An 18,519-nucleotide genomic window follows, 5' to 3' on the forward strand; every position below is an offset into this window, starting at 1 on the left:
GCAAAACACCCCGCCGCCGTTAGCATTCCGTGACCAACCGCGAACCCGGCGTATCGGGGCCGTCAGTTTCTACCCTGGTCACCGGATTAATCGGGCACTCTCACTCATTCGGGTTAACAACTTCGCTATCTTGGACCCCGTGGTGCACGCAAAGTCACGTTCCGCTCAGCGGGCGAGCCTTCGGCTGGGTGCCGTGGCGGCTGCCACGGTGCTGGGGGCCGGGCTCGCCGGGGCCTACGTCGGCCTGCACCGGACGGCGGAGGCGGAGACGGCCAAGCCGGTGTCGAACGTCGCCGTCGCGCGCAGCGCCGGCGGCAACGCGGGCAACGCCAGCAGCACAGTCAGCGGCGGCACGGGCAACACCGGCGGCAAGTCCTCCGCGCAGCCGTCCGCGCTGCCTGATCATCCGACGCCGTTCAGCGTCAAACTGTCCTCAAAGGACATTCCGGAGAAGGGCGGCGGCGTCCGCGCCGGCGGGTGCAGCGGGTCGCTGATCGCCCCGCAGTGGATCGTCACCGCGGGACACTGCTTCCACGACCTCGACGGCACGCGCGTCAGCGGCAAACCCGACTACACGATGACCGCCGCGATCGGGAAGCTCACCGACTCCGATCCGCGCGGGCACGTGCTGAAGATCGTGGACACGCGCCAGTCCGCGGTGAACGACCTCGCGCTCGCCAAGCTGTCCGAGCCGGTCACCGACATCGAACCGCTCGCGCTGCCGGACGGTCCGCCGGATCCGGGGCAGCACACGACGTTCGTCGGCTGGGGTTCGCTGTCCTCGAAGGTCATCGTGCAGACCGACCACATCAAACGCGGCGACTTCCAGGTCGACGAAGTGCGCAAGAACGAGATCACCCTCGAACCGCTGAAGAAGCGCACCGTCGAGAACAGCCCGTGCCCGGACGACTCGGGTTCGCCGTTCTTCGTGCCGATCAAGGGCAAGAACACGCTGATCGCGGTCGAGAACTTCGGGCCGGACTGCCCTCAGCCCGGCATCGAAACCGCGGCGCGCGTCGACCAGCTCGTCTCGTGGATCCGGGGCGAGATCGGCGCGTAAGCGCTCACCGGGGCAGCAGCGCCGCCAATTCCCGCGCGGCAGCACGCAAAGCGGGCACGAACTCCTCGAGTTGAGCCACGCTTAGCCGGTAAGCCGGTGCCGCGGTGGACAACGCGGCGATCGCAGTCCCGTCCGGAGTCCGGATCGGAACGCCGACCGCACGGATGCCTTCCTCGTGCTCCTCGTCAGCGATCGCGTAACCACGTTCGCGCACCGCCGCGATCTCCGCCGCGAACGCCTCGCGCGAAGTGATCGTGCGCGGGCCCAGCGCGGGCAGTCCAAGCGAAGCGACCAGTTCATCCCGGTTCGGCGCGAACGCGACCAGGCATTTTCCCATCGACGTGCAGTGCAACGGCCCGCGCGCGCCCGGTTCGCCGCGGATCTGCAGCCGCTGCGACCCCTGCACCGAGTGCACGTAAACCTGGTTGTGCCCGTCCAGCACGGCCAGCAGCGTCGGCTCGCCGGTCTCCGCGGACAGCTTCTGCATCACCGGCAGCGCGACACCGGCGAACCCGCGCGCCTGCGACACCGACTGGCCCAGCTCGAACAGCCGCAGCCCCAGCGAATACCGCTTCGACACCGGGTCATTGCGCGCGAATCCCTCGCTCTGCAAGGAGCTGAGCAATCGATGCGTGGTGCTCACCGGATACCCGGCGGCGCGCGCGAGCTCGGACAGCGGCACGCCCTCGGGGTAGCCGCCGAGCAGGGACAGCACCCGCAAAGCCTTGCCGACCATGTCCGTCATCGGACCCCCTTGACGTCCCGCGCGCGGCGACGCACACTGCCTCTCACCGCATTGCGGAATAGCTTTCCATATGACGGAAAGCTCGTCAAGGACTTGGGTCAGCGGCGACAGGAGTACCGGATGAACACCGTCGAGCAGGCGGGCACGCTCGGGAGGCAGCGCTGGCTGCGGCTGATCCCGATCGTCTTCGTCACCTACAGCCTCGCCTACCTCGACCGGTCGAACTTCTCGATCGCGACCGCGGGCGGCATGGCCGAGGAACTGCACCTCACGAGCACGACGTCCGGCCTGATCGCCGCGTCGTTCTTCCTCGGCTACTTCCTGCTGCAGGTCCCGGGCGTGCTCTACGCCGACCGCCGCAGCGTGCGGAGCCTGATCTTCTGGTCGGTGCTCGCGTGGGGAGTCCTGGCGACCGCGCAGGGCCTGCTCAGTTCGGTGCCGGTGCTGATCGTGGTCCGGTTCCTGCTCGGCGCGGTGGAAGCGGCGGTGCTGCCCGCGCTCGTCGTGCTGCTCGCCCGGTGGTTCACGAAGGCCGAACGCGGCCGGGCCAACGCTTTCCTGATCCTGGGCAACCCGGTGACGGTGATGTGGCTGTCGGCGGCGTCCGGGTATCTGATCGAGGCGACGTCCTGGCGCGGCATGTTCATCATCGAGGGAATTCCGGCGCTGATCTGGGCTTTCGTCTTCCGCGCGCAGGTCCGCGACCGGCCCGCCGACACTTCGTGGCTCGACCCGGCCGGCCGTGCCGCGGTCGAAAGCGCGATCGCCGCGGAGCAGGCGCAGCTGCCGGAACCGGCTGAGCGGCCCGTGCGGGAAGTGTTGCGGTCCAAGGCGGTTCTGCTGCTGGCCGCGCAGTATCTGTTGTGGAGCATCGGCGTGTACGGCTTCGTGTTCTGGCTGCCGTCGATCGTCAAGGCGGGCTCGTCGGCCGGGATCGGCGCGACCGGTTTGCTGTCGGCGATCCCGTACGCGTTCGCCGTGGTGGCGATGCTGATCAACTCGCGCGGTTCGGACCGGACCGGGGCGCGGCGGCGGTTCGTGTGGCCGTGGCTGCTCGCCGGCGCGGTCGCGTTCTACGGCTCGTATCTCTTGGGCAAGCAGCAGTTTTGGTGGGCGTTCGTGCTGCTGGCGATCGCCGCGGTCGCCTTGTACGCGCCGTACGGCCCGTTCTTCGCGATGATTTCCGAACTCCTGCCGCAGCGGACCGCCGGGGTGGCGGTAGCCGTGGTCAACGCCGCCGGCGCGCTCGGCGGGTTCCTCGGGACCTACCTGGTCGGCTGGCTCGAATCCGCCACCGGCAGCACGGCTGCCGCGTTCCTGATGCTGGCGGGGACAATGGCCGCAGCCGCGGTGCTGGTGCTCGCGGTTCCGGTGAAGACGAAGGAAAGGCGAGCATGACCGCGCGTGTACTGGTGCCCTGGTCCGACATTTCCGTTCCGGCCGAACTGAACGCGGTCGTCTGGGACGGCCGCGGCACCCCGCCGGACGGCCTCGACGACGTCGAGTTCTACGTCCTGCCCTACGACCAGGGTCCGGCGGCGGCGAAGCTCATCCCGGAATTGCCGTCGCTGCGCGCGGTCCAAACGCTTTCCGCCGGGTACGACAATCTGCTGCCGCTCGTCCCGTCCGGGGTGCAGCTGGCGAACGGCCGGGGCCTGCACGACCTCAGCGTCGCCGAGCACACGCTCGCGCTGATCCTTGCCGCGCAACGGTATTTCCCGCGCTGGTTCGCGCAGCAGCAGAAGGGCTCGTGGGGCCGGGTGCACACGCGCTCGCTCGCCGACTGCCGCGTCCTGCTGGTCGGCTACGGCTCGATCGGCCAAGCCATCGAGCGGTACCTGAAGGCCGGCGAGGCCGAGGTGGTCCGGGTCGCCAGCACCGCGCGCTCCGGCGTGCACGGCATCGACGAACTGCCGGAGCTTCTGCCGACCGCGGACATCGTGGTCCTGGTCCTGCCCGACACTGCGCAGACGCGCGGCCTCTTCGGGGCCAAGGAACTGGCGCTGCTGCCGGACACCGCGCTGGTCGTGAACGTCGGCCGCGGCACTGCTGTGGACACCGACGCGCTCACCGCCGAGGTTTCCGCCGGTCGCCTGCGCGCCGCGCTCGACGTCGTGGACCCGGAACCACTGCCCGCCGACCATCCTCTGTGGACCCTCGACGGCGCGATCATCACCCCGCACATCGCCGGCGGTTCGGACTCGTTCTACCCGCGCGCGAAGCGGCTGGCTGAACGCCAGCTCGCGCACTACGCGAAGGGCGAGCCGCTGGAGAACCTCGTCAACTGAGCACGGACTCGACCGCGGGCTGGTAGGCGGCGATCTGGTCGGGCGTCCAGGAGCCGGAGATGTCGTGCGTGACGGTCCGGTAGACGAGCGCGCGGATCAGCATCTGCCGCCATTCCAGCAGATGCGCCCAGCGGTCGATCAGCCCGGGAGTCGCGCCGTACCAGCACAACGCGTCGGCGACCGCCACCGCGGCGGCCCAGGCCGGGGGACGCCAGTAGACCGCCCAGTCGATCACCGCGGGCGGCTGTCCCGGCGCGAACAGGACGTTCCCGGGAAGGTCTCCGTGCACCGCCTGCGCGGCCGACTCGACCGGACGGCGCGCCTCGAGCAACGGGCGGAGGAGGTCACGGGCGGGCGCCGTGCCTTCGGGCGGCAATTCCGCCCAGGCGACCCGGTCTCCGATAGCCCAGGGGTCAGTGCGGAAATCGAGGAAATCCGGCCGCGGCAGCTGGGCGATCGCTTGATGTAACGCGATCCCGGCCCGAATCGCGTCATCGGGCCGGGAAGTGTCCGGACGGCCGGGCACGAGCCGGCTCGCCTCCCAGCCGAGCGACGGATGACCGCCGGATGAATTCTGGCCGACGGATGTTCCCGCGATCCATTCCCCGTCGCGAGCCTGAAGCGGACGAGCGATCCGGAACTCCGCCGATTCCGCCACCTCGGCGAGCGCCGCCGCCCGCCATCGCGTTTCCGGAGCGAACTCCACCGGTTTCAGCACGATGTCCCCGGCGCGCCAGGTCTCGCCTTTCCCGCCCTCCAACCGAACCGGATCCTCGGCGCAGCCGAACGCGTCCAGCACGTCCGCCGATGGTTGCTTGTTCAACGTTCTGCGCCTTTTCTCTCGGGTTTCCGCAGCTCTTCGCATATCTACCCAGAGCAACGCAAGGGGAGGAACGACTCCCCCTGAAGGTACAGAAGCGCATTCAGGGGACCACCCACAGTGCACATGTGAGCCTTGTGTATGCTTCGCCATCGCTTGACTGGGTGGATTCTTCACCCGAATTGGTGGCCGCCGTGGTCGGGGAGATGTGGTCTCACGCGGTCCGTCGTTCGTGGTTCGGGACTCGATGGGAGAAAGCATGCACGGCAGGTCAATTCTGGTCCGGGGAGGGGCCGCGGCGGCTTCCGCGGCAGCGGCGCTGATGATCGCCGCGCCGGTCGCCCTCGCGGACGACAACGCCCCCACGGCGCGCAGCGGCGCGGCCTCGGGCGAGCTGGTGTACGGCGGCACGTCGGGCTTCGACGTCAACATCGCCGACAAGGGCAAGGTCCAGACGACGCTGTTCAACTTCAAGCTGTCCGACGGCGCCATCTCGAAGATGTACTGCGTGCAGATCGAGGTCGGCGCACGCTTCGGCGAGACCATGGTCGAGCACGCCTGGAACGACTACCCCGACGCGAAGTCGCCGTTCCGCAAGAACAACAAGAACATCAACTGGGTGCTGCACCACAGCTACCCGTCGCAGGACGTCGCCTCCATCGAGAAGGCGCTGAGCGGCAAGGGCGTCGAGCTCCACGACGGTCTGTCCACGAAGGAAGCGCTGACCGCGACCCAGGCCGCGGTGTGGCACTACAGCGACGCGAAGGACCTCGACGCCGAGAACCCGCTGGCCAACGGCTCCCCGGACGAAGCGGCCGACGTTCTCGCGCTGTACAAGTACCTCACCGGCGACGCCAACACCGGCGTCGAGGAGAAGAAGCCGGCGCTGAGCATCACCCCGGCGAAGGCGACCGGCGAAGCGGGCACCAAGATCGGCCCGTTCACCGTCGCCACCACCGGCAGCGTCACCGACTTCACGAGCAAGCTCCCCGAGGGCGTGAAGGTCGTCGGCGAGAATGGCGAGGAGATCAAGTCCTCGGCGATCAAGAACGGCACGAAGCTGTTCCTGGATGTCCCGAAGGACGCGAAGCCCGGCACAGCCGAACTCGCGATCAAGGCTACCGGCGACGTCAACACGGGCCGCCTGTTCGTGGCCAAGAACTACGACAGCAACCCGGCGCAGTCGCTGATCGTGGCACAGTCGCAGAAGAGCGCGGTCGAGGCCGCGGCAACCGGCACCTGGACCGAAACGGGCCCGGTCACCACCGCGCCCGCCACGACCGCCCCCGCGGCCGGCAACAACTCGGGCCAGACCCCGCTGGCGAACACCGGCGTGAACGCCGCCCTGCCCATCGGAATCGGCGCAGCCCTGGTCATCGCGGGCGGCGCGATGATCCTGGTGGTTCGCCGTCGTCGCAGCAACGCCTGATTCAGTCTGCTTGACCCTGCTTTAGCAACGGGCCGGTCCTATTAGGACCGGCCCGTTTTGCTTCCCCGCACGGGAAGTCCGTGAAGGGCTCCTTGGGGGAATCTAATTCCCTCAAGGAGCCCTTCGCGCCCCCGCGGCCGGTGCGTGAGGGCCACCCTCACGACGCGCGTCCGGTCCGTGAGGAACCCCTTCACAGACTTGGGTTCCCTCAGGGAGCCCTTCACGGACGACAAGGTGCCGTGAGGGCCACCCTCACGTCCGCTGATTCCGTCAGGGTTCCCCTCACGACCCGCCGCCGTGCGTGAGGGGCCCCTTCACGGACCCGCCTGCTTCCATCAGTTCGCCAGCGCGCGGGATGCGCCCCAATGTGGCATTGGTTGCATCGCATGCACCGAACGCCACATTGGGTGCGTCAGATGCACCCAATGCCACATTGGGGCGCTCCACGACCCCCACAACCGGCGGCCGCGAACCCATCCTCACCAAGCGCTCAAGCCGCGCGCCCCGCCCGCCAATCCCTGCCGGTGCACTCAAGCCGCGCGCCTCACCGACCAGCTCGCAACCGGTGCACCCAAGCCATGCGCCCTGCCCGCCAATTCGCAGCCGATGCGCTCAAGCCGCGCACCCCACCCACCAGCTCGCAACCGGCGCACCCAAGCCAAGCACCCTGCTCACCAATCCGCAGCCGATGCACCCAACGATCGGTGCACCCACACCACCCCCGCACCCCGATACGAAGCCAAAATGCGGTCTGGGGCGGCTTGTCAAGGCATCTTTCCCGCCTTGACAAGCCACCCCAGACCGTCAGCACAATCAAGCTTCGGGGTGCCCCACCGCACTCCCGACCCGCGATGTGCGAAGCACGAGCCGGGTCAGTTCACACAAGTAACCCCATCAGCAGTAATCTCCGGAGCACCCCCGGCAGGAGGCTCCATAACCGCCGGAGCAGAAGCCGGATGCACTCCAGAATCATCCGAATACTTCTGCCCCAAATAAACCCGGAAATGATCCTTGTCCAAAGAACTATCCGAAGCCACCGCAACCCCGCCAAGCTTCGTCGCGATACCCTCAGCCTGACTACGCTGCCCCCGCCCGTAATAGACAGTAGAAGTCCGCCGAGTAGCACTATTAGTCACAGAACCCCGCTGATACCCAGCAGCAGCAAGCTTGTCCGCCACCCGGTTGGCCAACCCGTCCACCCCAGACGAGTTCCGCACATCCACCACATAAGAAGCCAACGCCGGATCCCCAGCAGCCGAAGACGGCGGCGCAGAGGAAGACGGAGCAGAAGTAGCAGCCCCAGTCTGCTCCCGGACAAACTTCTGCACCTGCTGAGGATCGACCTGCACGGCATCCCCGTCATTAGGCGTCTTCAAAGTAATACTAACCACCGGCACGGTGACGAAGTTGATACTCCCAGCACTCATCCCATGCAGTTGCTGAGCAAACCCGAGCAAATCCCAGTTGGTATCAACAACGACAGCCTTCTTAACCGCCCCGATCAACGCATCCAACTTACCCGGATCCGTCAACGTCCCAGCGGAAAGAATAGTCTTAGCCATACTGGCCATAAAGACCTGCTGCCGCTTGATCCGATCCAAGTCCCCATTGGGCAGTCCATGCCGCTGCCGCACGAACTGCAACGCCTGCGCCCCGGCAACATTCTGCGGTCCGGCAGGAAAATTAGCCCCAGAGTAAGAATCCCGAACCGGAGCCTTAAGGCAAACCGGAACCCCGCCCACAGCCTGGCTGACGTAATAGAACCCAGCCAGATTGACCGCCGCATAGTGCGTAATGGTCAGCCCGGTCAACTGCTGCACAGTCTCGATCGCCGTCTTGGCCCCAGCCTGCGCCGAGTCCGTCTCCAGTTGAGCCCCAGACTCCCCCTGGGCCTTCAGTTCGTTCTTCCGAGCAGTCTGCCCATACGTATAAGCCGAGTTGATCTTGTGCTTCCCGAACTTCCCGGCAAGCTGGACATACGAGTCACGCGGGATCGAGATGGCCGTGGCGTTCCCGCCGCCCGCTGGGATGTGCACGACGATCATCGTGTCGGTCGTGTCGCCGCCGTCCTCGGCGCCGCCCGCGTGCAGTTGGTCGAGTACGTCCTCGGGCAGCGGATTGCCCTCCGCGTCGGTGCGCGTGTCGAGGCCGACCATCAGGATGTTCTGCTCGTCCATCGGCGAGTTCGACCCGGAGCCGATCACATCGGACCTGGTCAGGCCGTCGGTGATCTGGTTCAGCTTCGACCACGCGAACGCGGTGCCGCCGAGGACCAGCAGCGAGACGACGGCCAGGAGCACCTGGGCGACGCGGAGCGCGCTGGAAGTCTTGCGACGCATCGGGGTTCCTCTTCCTGCCACATCCGGTGGTCGAAAGACCCACGGTAGCGGGCGTCTCACCTGGACGGGTTACCGCTTACCCCAAATTACGGAGAGGGCGCCCGGAATGTCGGACCGAGGGTGTATCGCCGCGGGCGGTCCGGCCTCGACTCTCATTCTACAGGGATGTAGTTTTACTACAGCCGTGTAGAAGTAGAAAGAGGTGCCCGATGGCCCGCGTGGTGATCGTGTCCGCCCGGATCGGAGCGGGACACGACGGTGCCGCCAGGGAGCTGGACCGGTGGTTTTCCAGCCGCGGCGCACACGTCGTCCGCGCCGATTTCCTGGACCTGCTGCCGGGAAGACTCGGCGAACTGCTCTGCGGCGCCTACCACCGGCAGCTCAACACCGTGCCGCGCAGCTGGGACTGGCTGCTCAGCGCACTGGGCACCCCCGCGCTGGCCGGAGCCGCCCGCCGGTTCGCCGGCCTCGCCACGCCGCGGCTGCGCGAGCTGCTGGGGGAGCGCACCGATGTCGTCGTCTCGACCTATCCGCTCGCGACGCACGCGGTCGCCCGGCTGCGGCGGTCCAGCGAACTGACCGCCCCGCTGGTCGTCTACCTCACCGACCCGTCGGTGCACCGTCTGTGCGTGAGCCCGGACGCGACGCTCACCGTCGCTCCCAACGAAACCGCAGCCCGCCAAGCCCGAGCGCTCGGAGCCGGTCGCACGCTCGTCTCGCGTCCGCTGGTCGCACCCGCCTTCCGGCCCGCCGCCGGGATCGCCGAACGACTGCGGCTCCGGCTCACCTTCGGACTTCCGCACGACGGCCCGCTCGCGTTGGTCGTGGCCGGATCCTGGGGCGTGGGCCAAATCGGACAGACCGCCGACGACCTTCTCGCGACCGGCCTCGTCGAACCGGTCGTAGTGTGCGGCCGCAACGAAGCGCTGGCGGAACGATTGCGGAAAACCGGACATCGGCACGTTTTCGGCTGGGTCGACCGGATGCCGGAACTGATGCGCGCGTGCGACGTCGTGGTGCAGAACGCGGGCGGACTGACGACGTCGGAGGCGCTCGCGACCGGCCTCCCGGTGCTGACCTACCGCTGCCTGCCCGGCCACGGCCGAGCCAACGCCGCCGTGCTGCACAACGACGGCATCGTCCCGTGGGTTCATTCGCCGAGCGAACTGACCGAGGCGCTCGAATGGTTGCTGCGCCGACCGGTCAAGGCCGCCGGATGATCCGCGGACTCGCCGCGGCAGCCGTCGCGCACGCAGCACCGGCCGCATTGTTCGTACCGCAGCTGCGGACGGCAAGACTCGCCGGACGAGGCGACCCCAGCCGCGTGGCGTTGACCTTCGACGACGGCCCCAACCCGGAGTCCACGCCGCAATTCCTCCGAGCCCTCGAAAAACTGGACATCCGCGCGACCTTCTTCGTACTGGGCCGGGAACTGGCCGCCGCACCGGAACTAGGCCGGGAGATCGCCGCCGCCGGGCACGAGGTCGCAGTCCACGGCTGGGATCACCGCTGCTTTCTGCGCCGCTCCCCGAAGGCCCTGCACGACGAACTGGCACACACCGTCGACCTGATCGAACTCATCACCGGCACGAGACCGCAGTGGATGCGCGCGCCGTACGGAGTGTTCAGCGCGAGCGCCCTGATCTCGGCGCGCGTGCTCAGACTTCAGCCCGTTTTGTGGAGCACCTGGGGATTTGACTGGACCAGTCGCGCCACTCCGCGCTCGGTCGTGCGCACCGTGTGCCGAAGGCTGACCGGCGGCGGCACGATTCTGCTGCACGACTCCGACGTCGTCGCCGCGCCGGGAGCGTGGCGGTCAGCGCTCGGCGCAGTCCCGGTGCTGGTCTCGGAATGCCGGGAGCGCGGGTTCGCCGTGGGTCCCCTGCGCGAGCACGCAAGCGGCGTGCTGCGCGGTCTCGAGTCCGGAGTGGAGATCGGTCGCCGCGTCGAGCGTGCTGGCCGCTGACCAGGCGCACGCACCCAGCACAACCGCCACGGCCACTGCCGCCAGCGGATTCCGTCGCGAACCGGACGACGGGGCGGAAAGCAGCGCACGCACGCGTTGCGGCACCGGCCCACCGGTCGCGGCCAGCGCGAGCGACGGCTGGGACCGGCTGGCCAGTGCGGCCTTCGCGACCGCCGTGGCCACCAGTTTCCGGTCGCCGACGCGATCCGCGGCCGCCTCGTCCGCCCAACGTTCCAGCGCGAACCGGGCAGCCGTGCCGAGCGGACGCAACACCGGGTTGACCGTGGTCGCGACCGTCACGATCGCGGCGAAAACGTGGTGCCGCAGGCGCAAATGCGCGCGTTCGTGGGCCAGCAACGCACGGCGTTCCTGCGGTTCCAGCGCCGCGAGCATCCCGCTGGACACCGCGATCCGGCCGCCGCCGCCCGCCACCGCGAACGCGACCGGTTCCTCGCCCGGCAGCAGCACGAAGCCAGCCTCGCGGGTGTGCGCGTTCAGCTCGGCGTGCACCTTCCGGTGCCAGCGCACGTGTTGCGTCGCCGCTCGCGTCAACGCGACCCCGGCTACGACGAGCGCGACCCCGCTGGCGATCGCCAGCGGCAGGTTCACCGCGTCGGCCCCGCGGAACGCGACCGCGGAGAAATCGCCCAGCTCGCCGACGAACGGCAGCTGCGCGAGCCCCGCCGCCGCGAGGACCGCGAGCGTCGCCGTGCTGCCGACGGCGAGCACCAGCGCGGAACCGGCGAGCAGCCAGCTGCCCAGCCGCGGAGACAACCGGGGCGCGACCCAGCGCGCCACCGGCCAGGACGCCAGCGGCAGCAGCAGCGGAACGAGCAGGTCGAGGTTCACGCCTCAGCCGCCGTTCTGGCGTAGCAGGTCGCGCAGCACGGCCTCGTCCGATTCGGACAGGTTCGACACGAATTTCGCGAGCACGCTGGACCGGTCGGCTTCGGCGTCGAGCACCTTGCTCATCCGGCGGGCGGCGAGCCCGGGTTCGTCGTCGGCGGCGCGGTAGGTGAACGAGCGGCCCTGTTTCTCGCGGGTCGCGACGCCCTTCTCGAACAACCGGGACAGGATCGTCACGACGGTGGTGTAGGCCAGCCCGCCGCCGATCCGTTCCTGCACGCCGGCGGCCGACATCGGCTCGTCGGATTCCCACAGCACCGCGAGCACCTCGGCCTCCAGCTCGCCGGGAGCCCGCCGGGCGCTCTCGCCCCGTCCGTTGCGCATGACCCAAATTCTACCGGTTTGTCGAAGCAGCCCAGTCCACTACTACGTTCATGTAGAATTTCGACAGTTATGTAGTAGTTGGAGGTGGGCATGCTCGACCCGAAGTGGCTGCTGGCCGCGTTCGGCCCGCTCGGCGTCTTCGCGGTGATGTTCGCCGAGACCGGCCTGCTCGTGGGCTTCTTCCTGCCGGGCGATTCGCTGTTGTTCACCGCCGGGGTGCTGGCGGCCTCGTCGAAGCTGCACCTGCCCCTCGCGGCCGTCATCGTCGCCGCGGCAGCCGGCGCACTGCTCGGCGCGCAGGCCGGATTCGTCCTCGGCCGGCGCGGGGGAGGCGCGCTGCTCGTCCGCGTGCGCAGCAAGCACCTGCACGAGGGCGTCGCGCGCGGATCGGCCCTGCTCAGCCGGTACGGGCTGGGCAAGGCGGTGGTGCTGGCGCGGTTCATCCCGGTGGTCCGGACCGTGCTGAACCCGCTCGTCGGCATCGCCGGGATGCCCGCCGCGAAATTCGCGTTGTGGCAGGTGATCGGCGGTCTGTTGTGGACGGTCGGGGTGACGCTCGCCGGGTACGCGCTGGGGGCGTCGGTGCCCAACATCGACACGTACCTGCTGCCGATCATCGCCGTGGTGGTGCTGCTTTCTCTGAGCCCGCTGCTGGTCGAACTCGTCCGCGCGCGCCGGAGCGTGCCGCGATGATCGACGCTGGCCTGTATCGCGACGTCACGGATTTCGCCTGGTCACAGCACTGGCTGGCGGGCATCGCGACGACCTTCAGCGAGTACGGGGTTTTCCTGGTGGCACCGGTGATCCTCGCGCTGCTCTGGCGAGCACGGACGCGTGGACCGGCGGCGCTGGCGGCCGCGGTGTGGGTGCCGATCGCGATCGCGGCGGCGCTCGCCGTGGACACCGTGCTGAAGTCCGTGTTCGCCGAGATCCGGCCGTGCCGCGCGGTTCCGGGCGTGCACACGCTGCTGCCGTGCGATCCGCCCACCGACTACGCGTTTCCCAGCAACCACACGGTCATCGTCGCCGCGTTCGCGGTGGCGTTGCTGCTGGTCAACCGCAAATGGGGACTCTGGGCGCTCGTTTTCGCGGTGCTGATGGGGATTTCGCGGGTATACGTCGGGGCGCACTACCCGCACGACGTGCTCGCGGGGTTCGTGGTCGGCGCCGGAATCGGGGCGCTCGGGCTCGTGGTCCGCGAACCGCTGGCGAAGGTGGCGGTTCGGCTGATTCCAGTCGTATCCGGGAGGAAAACATGACTGACGATCGACCCGTCCGCTGCTCCGACGCCGAACGCGAGCAGACGACGAAAGCCCTGAACAACGCGGCGGGCGAAGGACGGCTGAGCCTGGCCGAGGTGGAGGAACGGGTCACGGTCGTCTACGCGGCGCAATACCGGCACGAGCTGGACGCGGTGGTCGCGGACCTGCCCGCACCTGCGCCGAGGCCCAGCTGGCAGCCACTGCTTCTGCTGGCCGGACACCAATTGGTCACAGACTTCGGAGCCGCGCCGCCGCGGCGGAAGCTGGCGGTCGGAATTCTGCTGATGTTCGCGGTAGCAGCGATGGTTTTCCTTGCCATGCATGGTTTCGCGGACGAAGGAGAGCATTTCGGGCACCGCTAAACTGACGCCATGCAGAGGGGAACGGGCGTCGCGTTGGTCACCGGGAGTTCGCGCGGGATCGGCAGGGCGGTCGCGGAACGGCTGGGTGCCGACGGGTTCTCGGTCGCGGTCAACTATCGCTCCGATCAAGACTCGGCCGAGGCCGTCGTCGCCAAGATCCGCGCGGACGGCGGCCAGGCGGTCGCCCTGCGCGCGGACGTCACCGACGATGCCGCGCTGCGTGGCCTTTTCGACCGCACGGAACAGGAATTCGGCGGTCTCGACGTGGTCGTCGCGAACGTGGGGATCGCCCGGTTCGTGCCGCTCGCCGAGGCCTCCGACGAGATCTACGACCTGATCTTCAGCACCAACCTGCGCCCCACCTTCGTCGCCTTGCGCGAGGCGGCCCGGCGGGTGCGCGACGGCGGCCGGATCGTCGTGATGTCGAGCGGAGTGGTCCAGACAGCCCGGCCCGGCACCGGGATCTACGGCGCCGCGAAGGCCGCCGGAGACCAGTTCGTGCGGGTGCTGGCGAAGGAACTCGGCCCGCGCGGGGTGACGGTGAACAGCGTGCTTCCGGGCGCGGTCCGCACCGAGGCGCTCCTCGCCGACGGGCCGCCGGGCGTGGTCGAGTACAGCGCGAAGCAGACGCCGCTCGGCCGAATCGCTGAACCCGGCGACATCGCGGACATCGTGGGGTTCCTGGCGTCGGACCAGGCCCGCTGGGTCACCGGCCAGACTCTGCACGCCGGCGGCGGGCAGTTCTAATCGCCCGGCCGTTCGGCCAGCAGCTGCGTCCGCACGTCGGTCTTCAGTACCTTTCCGACCTTCGACCGCGGCAGGTCCGGCCAGAGCAAGACCTCCTTCGGAGTCTTCACGCTGCCGAGCAGCTCCTTCACCGTGGCCCGCAGTTCATCAGCGGCAGCGGTACGTCCTTGGTGCAGCTGGACGACCGCGGTCACCTGCTCGCCCCACTTTTCGTGCGGCAAGCCCACCACCGCGCAGTCCTGCACCGCCGGATGCGTCATCAGCGCCTGCTCCACCTCGGCCGAGTAGACGTTGAATCCGCCGGTGATGATCATGTCTTTCGCCCGGTCCACGACGTACAGGAAGTTCTCCTCGTCGAGGTAGCCGATGTCGCCGGTGTGGTGCCAGCCGTGCCTGCTGACTTCCGCGGTGGCGTCGGGGTTCCGGTAGTACCCCGGCATCACGAGCGGTCCGCGCACCACGATCTCGCCGCGTTCGCCGCGCGGCAGGAGGGTTCCGTCTTCGGCCATGATCGCCACCTGTGTCAGCGGCGTCGGACGACCCGCTGAGGTGAAGCGTTCGCGCGCCAGGGAACCGTCCGGATGGAAATGGTCGGCGGGAGCCAGGGTCGAGATCATCATCGGCGCTTCGCTTTGCCCGAACAGCTGTCCGAGCACCGGACCGATCCGGGTGATCGCCTCCTCCAGCCGGGCAGCGGACATCGGCGCGGCCCCGTACCACAGGCATTCCAGCGACCTGAAGTCTATTGTGGACAGTTCCGGACGGTCCAACAACAGGTAAATCAGCGTCGGCGGCAGGAAGGTGTGGGTAATCCGGTGCCGTTCGATCAGTGCGAGGAACCGGCCGAGATCCGGCGACGGCATCACCACGATTTCGCCGCCCAGTGCCAGAACCGGGAAACACAGCACCCCGGCGGCGTGCGTGAGCGGAGCCAGCGCGAGGTAGCGCGGGCGCGGCTGGAACGGGTAGCTCATCAACGTCAGCGCGGACATGGTTTCGACGTTGTGCCCGGTCAGCACCACGCCTTTCGGCCGCCCGGTGGTGCCGCCGGTGCCCACGAGCATCACCGTGTCGTCCGGCGGATCGGCCTGCCACGGCGTGCCGGGCAGCCCGTCGAGCCATTCGGCCAGCGGGATCGCGCCGGGGAACGAGCCGTCGAGGCACACCACCGTGGTCAGCTTCGGCAGCTGATCGGCGATCCGGGAGACGAGCGGCGCGAACGACTCCTGCACGAGCAGGCACGTGCAGTCGAACAGGTCCAGCAGCTCCCGGTTCTCCGCCGCTTCGTTGCGCGGGTTGACCGGGCACCACACCGCCCCTGCCCGGCTGATGCCGAAGACGCACCCGAACGACACCGGGTCGTTGGCGGAGAGGATCGCCACCTTGTCGCCCGGTCGCACGCCGGAACGGGCGAGCGCCCGGGCGACCTGCCAGGACAGCTGCTGGACCTCGCCGTAGGTGAGCGATCCGCCGTCCGTGGTCAAACACGGGGCCGACGGGCCCAGCGAGGCGCCCTTGTCGAGATAGTCGGTCAGTCGCACCGCTCGTCTCCCCGTCTCAGGACTGCACCGTCAGAACCGGATTCGAAACCAGCCCGAACGACCGCAGCACGCCGAGCAGCTCGCGGTGCCCGAACGCCTGGCACGCCGACGCGAACCCGGCGCGCCGCGGGGGTTGCTGCAGCAGCGAATAAGCCGCGTACGCCTGCATCAGCCCGGTCTGCTTGTAGTTGCAGGTCCCGTGGATCACGCAGTGCGCGCGACCGAGCGGGCCGGACGCGTGCACCGAGTCCAGCGACGTATTGATCCGCTGGTTTTCCCTCGGCGGCATTTCGTCCCGGACCGCGGCCGCCTGCTCGTGCAGCACCTTGAGCTTTTCTTCCAGCGGCAGGTCTTTCACCTGCTCCAGGACGGCCGCGACAATCTGCGGCACACCTTGCATCAGTGCCCGGTCGAACACGCCGCCGACCGCTTTCACGTTGGCCACCCGCGGATCGTTCTTGAACCACACCGGATGCGACGTGCCGCCCCACGGCAGCGCGAGCCCGATCTCGTGGTGCCCCGGCACGGCGACGTCTTGCAGTCCGCCGTCGGCAGGCCAGGGCAGGTACTCGTTCTGCTCCAGGTAATACGCGGCGGACAGCGCGGCGTTCACCAGGATGGTCTGTGTGGAAGCGACAGTGGGGTAGCCCTTCCAGAACACCAGGATGTCCAAAGTGTCCAGTCCGGGAGTCTCGAGGCAGAGGTTCGCCGCGATCTCGCCGGTGGTGTACATCTGCGCGATGCCGGGGGAAAGCAGCAGGCCCTTGGCGGCCATGTCCGCGCCGTAGCGCTCTTCGGCGGAGATCAGCCAATCCTGCTCGCCGGTGGTGTCGAGATAGTGCGTCCCGGATTCGAGGCAAGCCTGGACGACCTCGTGGCCGTACTCGCTGAACGGGCCGACGGTGTTGCACACGACCGACGCGTCCTGGAAAAGCTCGGTGAGCGGGCCGGTTTCGTGCGATACCTCGACCACCTCGTGGTCCACGGTGTCGAGGCCGGGAATGTGGTCGAGCGCGGCCTGGACCCGGGCCTTGTCCCGGCCGGCGGCGGTGAACGGAACGTTGTACTCGCGGAGATATTCGCAGATCAGGCGGCCGGTATAGCCGGAGGCGCCGTAAACGACGACGGGCTTGGTCACGACTGGTGTTCCTTTCGCTGGAGGGGATTCACATGCCCATGCCGCCGTCGACCGGGAGGCCGGCGCCGGTGATGAAGCGGGCGGCGTCGGAGGCGAGGAACACCACGGCGTCGGCCATGTCCGCGACCTCGCCGAGTCGTCCGGCCGGGGTCTGCGCGACCACCGCGCCGATCGCGTCCTCGATGCTCGGGAACAGCCCGACGTCGACGACGTCGGCCGCGAGCTGGTTGCCCATCTGCGTCGGAACCAGGCCCGGGTACACGCAGTTGACTCGTACGCCGTAGCCGAGTTTCCCGGACTCCATCGCCGCGACGCGGGTGAGCCGGTCGACCGCCGATTTCGTCGCCGAATAGCCCGCGATGCCGGGGAACGCGATGGTCGCGGCCACCGAGGCGATGTTCACGACCGCGCCGCCGCGTCCGGCTACGCCGCCCGGACGCATGGCGCGGAACGCGTGCTTCACGCCGAGCGAGGTGCCGAGCACGTTGACTTCGAGCATCTTCCGCACGTCGGCCGGGTCGAGGTCGGCGACGAGCCCGGTGATTTCCACGCCCGCGTTGTTCACGACGATGTCGAGCCCGCCGTGCTCGCCGACCACGGCCTCGACAGCCTGCGCCCAGTTGTCGTCGTCGGTGACGTCCAGCCGGACGAATCCGCTGCTGGCCCCGCTCTGCTTGATCGCGTCGGCGGTCTGGCGGCCGAGGTCCTCTTGGACGTCGGCGACGACCACCGCCGCGCCTGCCTTCGCGAGCGCCTCGGCCATGCCCTGGCCAAGGCCCTGCGCGCCGCCGGTGACCAGCGCGGTGCGCCCGGTCAGGTCGTACGAACCCATCGACATCTCCTCCTTGAGACGTGCCGCGAGTGCGGTGTAGGTCACACCGTAGCTAATTTTGGACAGTCGTCAAGATTTTCTTGGACACTCGTCAAGAAATCGTGGCGCGCTAGACTGCCGGGTGTGACACAGGCGAAGGAGCGCATCTCCCGCCGCGCCGTGGACAAGTTCGCCCAGCGCCGCGAGCAGCTGGCCGAGTCCGCGCTGCAGGCACTGGCCGAGCTGGGCTATGCCCGCACGAGCCTGCGCGAAATCGCCCAGAAATCCGACTTCTCGCACGGCGTCCTGCACTACTACTTCGCGGACAAGGTCGAGCTGCTCACCTACGCGGTCCGCAAGTTCGAAGAGGTCTGCGTGACCCGCTACGACGACGTAGTGGCGGAGGCCGGCTCGGCCGAGGAGCTGAAACACGGCTTCGGCGCGGCGATGGCAGGCACGCTGCGGACCGACGCGGCGATGCACCGTCTCTGGTACGACCTGCGCAACCAGAGCCTGTTCGAAGAGTCTTTCCGCGGCGATGTGCTCGACATCGACGAACAGCGCCAGGACATGGTGTGGCGTGTCGTGCGGCGCTACGCCGAGTTCACCGGCCGGCCGGCCCAGGTGTCGCCAGAGGTCGCGTACGCCGCCTTCGACGGCCTGTTCCAGCGCGCTTTGCTGCAGCAACTCGCCGGTCAGGACGCGGCCGCGGACGGCTTGGAGGCCGATGTCGCGGCTCTGCTCACGCACTTCGTCTGACGGTTACCCCTCCGGAGTGGCG

The 18,519-nt window shown here is 68.5% G+C and carries 18 protein-coding genes and 1 pseudogene; 11 read left to right on the top strand and 8 right to left on the bottom strand.

All coding sequences use genetic code 11. The features are described 5' to 3' along the window. The first annotated feature begins 193 nt into the window (after window positions 1–193). Window positions 194–1,060: a S1 family peptidase gene (locus EIZ44_RS28785; RefSeq protein ID WP_167754308.1), complete on the top strand. Its 867-nt coding sequence runs from the start codon at window positions 194–196 to the stop codon at window positions 1,058–1,060. Window positions 1,061–1,064: 4 nt separating this feature from the next. Here the strand turns inward: EIZ44_RS28785 and EIZ44_RS28790 are convergent, their stop codons facing one another. Beyond that, window positions 1,065–1,805 carry an IclR family transcriptional regulator gene (locus tag EIZ44_RS28790; RefSeq protein ID WP_134732411.1) on the bottom strand — a complete coding sequence of 247 codons (741 nt, stop codon included), beginning with the start codon at window positions 1,803–1,805 and terminating at the stop codon, window positions 1,065–1,067. Window positions 1,806–1,925: 120 nt separating this feature from the next. Between EIZ44_RS28790 and EIZ44_RS28795 the strand changes: the two genes are divergently transcribed. Further along, window positions 1,926–3,203: an MFS transporter gene (locus EIZ44_RS28795; RefSeq protein WP_134732413.1), complete on the top strand. Its 1,278-nt coding sequence runs from the start codon at window positions 1,926–1,928 to the stop codon at window positions 3,201–3,203. Then, window positions 3,200–4,093 carry a 2-hydroxyacid dehydrogenase gene (locus EIZ44_RS28800; protein WP_134732415.1) on the top strand — a complete coding sequence of 298 codons (894 nt, stop codon included), beginning with the start codon at window positions 3,200–3,202 and terminating at the stop codon, window positions 4,091–4,093. Before EIZ44_RS28795 ends, EIZ44_RS28800 begins: the two co-directional genes overlap by 4 nt. On the opposite strand, the gene EIZ44_RS28805 is transcribed toward EIZ44_RS28800, so the two are convergent. Next, window positions 4,086–4,916 carry a TIGR02569 family protein gene (locus EIZ44_RS28805; RefSeq protein ID WP_134732417.1) on the bottom strand — a complete coding sequence of 277 codons (831 nt, stop codon included), beginning with the start codon at window positions 4,914–4,916 and terminating at the stop codon, window positions 4,086–4,088. The genes EIZ44_RS28800 and EIZ44_RS28805 overlap by 8 nt on opposite strands. A gap of 256 nt (window positions 4,917–5,172) precedes the next feature. Here EIZ44_RS28805 and EIZ44_RS28810 point away from each other — a divergent pair, with 256 nt between their 5' ends. Next, window positions 5,173–6,342 (top strand): thioester domain-containing protein, encoded by a 1,170-nt coding sequence (locus EIZ44_RS28810; protein WP_167754309.1) that lies wholly within the window; start codon window positions 5,173–5,175, stop codon window positions 6,340–6,342. 872 nt (window positions 6,343–7,214) lie between these two features. Here the strand turns inward: EIZ44_RS28810 and EIZ44_RS28820 are convergent. After that, window positions 7,215–8,681, bottom strand: a complete 1,467-nt coding sequence (locus EIZ44_RS28820) for an LCP family protein (RefSeq protein WP_134732421.1) — start codon at window positions 8,679–8,681, stop codon at window positions 7,215–7,217. A gap of 209 nt (window positions 8,682–8,890) precedes the next feature. On the opposite strand from EIZ44_RS28820, the gene EIZ44_RS28825 reads away from it, so the two are divergent. Next, the gene (locus tag EIZ44_RS28825; RefSeq protein WP_043828015.1) at window positions 8,891–9,901 is read left to right on the top strand and encodes an MGDG synthase family glycosyltransferase; all 1,011 of its coding nucleotides are present in this window, start codon (window positions 8,891–8,893) and stop codon (window positions 9,899–9,901) included. Beyond that, a pseudogene (locus tag EIZ44_RS45700) lies at window positions 9,898–10,335 on the top strand (polysaccharide deacetylase family protein); the annotation flags it as partial. The gene EIZ44_RS28825 and the pseudogene EIZ44_RS45700, both read left to right, overlap by 4 nt. A gap of 162 nt (window positions 10,336–10,497) precedes the next feature. Here the strand turns inward: EIZ44_RS45700 and EIZ44_RS28835 are convergent. Together EIZ44_RS28835 and EIZ44_RS28840 are read right to left on the bottom strand one after the other, a co-directional pair. Continuing rightward, window positions 10,498–11,496 carry a M56 family metallopeptidase gene (locus EIZ44_RS28835; RefSeq protein WP_205673341.1) on the bottom strand — a complete coding sequence of 333 codons (999 nt, stop codon included), beginning with the start codon at window positions 11,494–11,496 and terminating at the stop codon, window positions 10,498–10,500. A gap of 3 nt (window positions 11,497–11,499) precedes the next feature. Next, entirely contained in the window at window positions 11,500–11,877 is a 378-nt protein-coding gene (locus EIZ44_RS28840) for a BlaI/MecI/CopY family transcriptional regulator (protein WP_043828018.1), read from the bottom strand. A gap of 90 nt (window positions 11,878–11,967) precedes the next feature. On the opposite strand from EIZ44_RS28840, the gene EIZ44_RS28845 reads away from it, so the two are divergent. From EIZ44_RS28845 to EIZ44_RS28860, 4 genes are read left to right on the top strand one after another with little or no spacing between them, the layout of a single operon-like run. After that, window positions 11,968–12,570, top strand: a complete 603-nt coding sequence (locus EIZ44_RS28845; RefSeq protein WP_134732425.1) for a DedA family protein — start codon at window positions 11,968–11,970, stop codon at window positions 12,568–12,570. Next, on the top strand, window positions 12,567–13,136 hold the full coding sequence (locus EIZ44_RS28850; protein ID WP_134732427.1) for a phosphatase PAP2 family protein: 570 nt from the start codon (window positions 12,567–12,569) through the stop codon (window positions 13,134–13,136). Before EIZ44_RS28845 ends, EIZ44_RS28850 begins: the two co-directional genes overlap by 4 nt. Further along, window positions 13,133–13,501, top strand: a complete 369-nt coding sequence (locus EIZ44_RS28855) for a DUF1707 SHOCT-like domain-containing protein (protein ID WP_134667472.1) — start codon at window positions 13,133–13,135, stop codon at window positions 13,499–13,501. Before EIZ44_RS28850 ends, EIZ44_RS28855 begins: the two co-directional genes overlap by 4 nt. Window positions 13,502–13,510: 9 nt before the next feature. Next, window positions 13,511–14,248 carry an SDR family oxidoreductase gene (locus EIZ44_RS28860; RefSeq protein ID WP_134732429.1) on the top strand — a complete coding sequence of 246 codons (738 nt, stop codon included), beginning with the start codon at window positions 13,511–13,513 and terminating at the stop codon, window positions 14,246–14,248. Here the strand turns inward: EIZ44_RS28860 and EIZ44_RS28865 are convergent. Genes EIZ44_RS28865 through EIZ44_RS28875 form a run of 3 tightly spaced genes read right to left on the bottom strand, consistent with a single transcriptional unit; the run spans window position 14,245 to window position 17,804 of the window. Beyond that, window positions 14,245–15,789 (bottom strand): acyl-CoA synthetase, encoded by a 1,545-nt coding sequence (locus EIZ44_RS28865; protein ID WP_043828027.1) that lies wholly within the window; start codon window positions 15,787–15,789, stop codon window positions 14,245–14,247. The genes EIZ44_RS28860 and EIZ44_RS28865 overlap by 4 nt on opposite strands. A 16-nt stretch (window positions 15,790–15,805) precedes the next feature. After that, entirely contained in the window at window positions 15,806–16,927 is a 1,122-nt protein-coding gene (locus EIZ44_RS28870) for a DUF5938 domain-containing protein (RefSeq protein WP_134732431.1), read from the bottom strand. A gap of 28 nt (window positions 16,928–16,955) precedes the next feature. Further along, a complete protein-coding gene (locus EIZ44_RS28875; protein ID WP_240691442.1) occupies window positions 16,956–17,804 on the bottom strand; it encodes an SDR family NAD(P)-dependent oxidoreductase in 849 nt (282 codons plus the stop codon). A gap of 78 nt (window positions 17,805–17,882) precedes the next feature. Here EIZ44_RS28875 and EIZ44_RS28880 point away from each other — a divergent pair, with 78 nt between their 5' ends. Further along, on the top strand, window positions 17,883–18,497 hold the full coding sequence (locus EIZ44_RS28880; RefSeq protein ID WP_043828030.1) for a TetR/AcrR family transcriptional regulator: 615 nt from the start codon (window positions 17,883–17,885) through the stop codon (window positions 18,495–18,497). The last annotated feature ends 22 nt before the right edge of the window (window positions 18,498–18,519 follow it).

The organism is Amycolatopsis nivea, assembly GCF_004522235.1.
In the GTDB taxonomy this organism is placed as follows: domain Bacteria; phylum Actinomycetota; class Actinomycetes; order Mycobacteriales; family Pseudonocardiaceae; genus Amycolatopsis; species Amycolatopsis nivea.

Bases quoted from the DNA above. Each gene is read 5' to 3' on its own strand.
- EIZ44_RS28790 (WP_134732411.1), bottom strand. From the start codon at position 1,805: ATGACGGACATGGTCGGCAAGGCTTTGCGGGTGCTGTCCCTGCTCGGC.
- EIZ44_RS28795 (WP_134732413.1), top strand. From the start codon at position 1,926: ATGAACACCGTCGAGCAGGCGGGCACGCTCGGGAGGCAGCGCTGGCTG.
- EIZ44_RS28800 (WP_134732415.1), top strand. From the start codon at position 3,200: ATGACCGCGCGTGTACTGGTGCCCTGGTCCGACATTTCCGTTCCGGCC.
- EIZ44_RS28810 (WP_167754309.1), top strand. From the start codon at position 5,173: ATGCACGGCAGGTCAATTCTGGTCCGGGGAGGGGCCGCGGCGGCTTCC.
- EIZ44_RS28820 (WP_134732421.1), bottom strand. From the start codon at position 8,681: ATGCGTCGCAAGACTTCCAGCGCGCTCCGCGTCGCCCAGGTGCTCCTG.
- EIZ44_RS28825 (WP_043828015.1), top strand. From the start codon at position 8,891: ATGGCCCGCGTGGTGATCGTGTCCGCCCGGATCGGAGCGGGACACGAC.
- EIZ44_RS28840 (WP_043828018.1), bottom strand. From the start codon at position 11,877: ATGCGCAACGGACGGGGCGAGAGCGCCCGGCGGGCTCCCGGCGAGCTG.
- EIZ44_RS28845 (WP_134732425.1), top strand. From the start codon at position 11,968: ATGCTCGACCCGAAGTGGCTGCTGGCCGCGTTCGGCCCGCTCGGCGTC.
- EIZ44_RS28850 (WP_134732427.1), top strand. From the start codon at position 12,567: ATGATCGACGCTGGCCTGTATCGCGACGTCACGGATTTCGCCTGGTCA.
- EIZ44_RS28855 (WP_134667472.1), top strand. From the start codon at position 13,133: ATGACTGACGATCGACCCGTCCGCTGCTCCGACGCCGAACGCGAGCAG.
- EIZ44_RS28860 (WP_134732429.1), top strand. From the start codon at position 13,511: ATGCAGAGGGGAACGGGCGTCGCGTTGGTCACCGGGAGTTCGCGCGGG.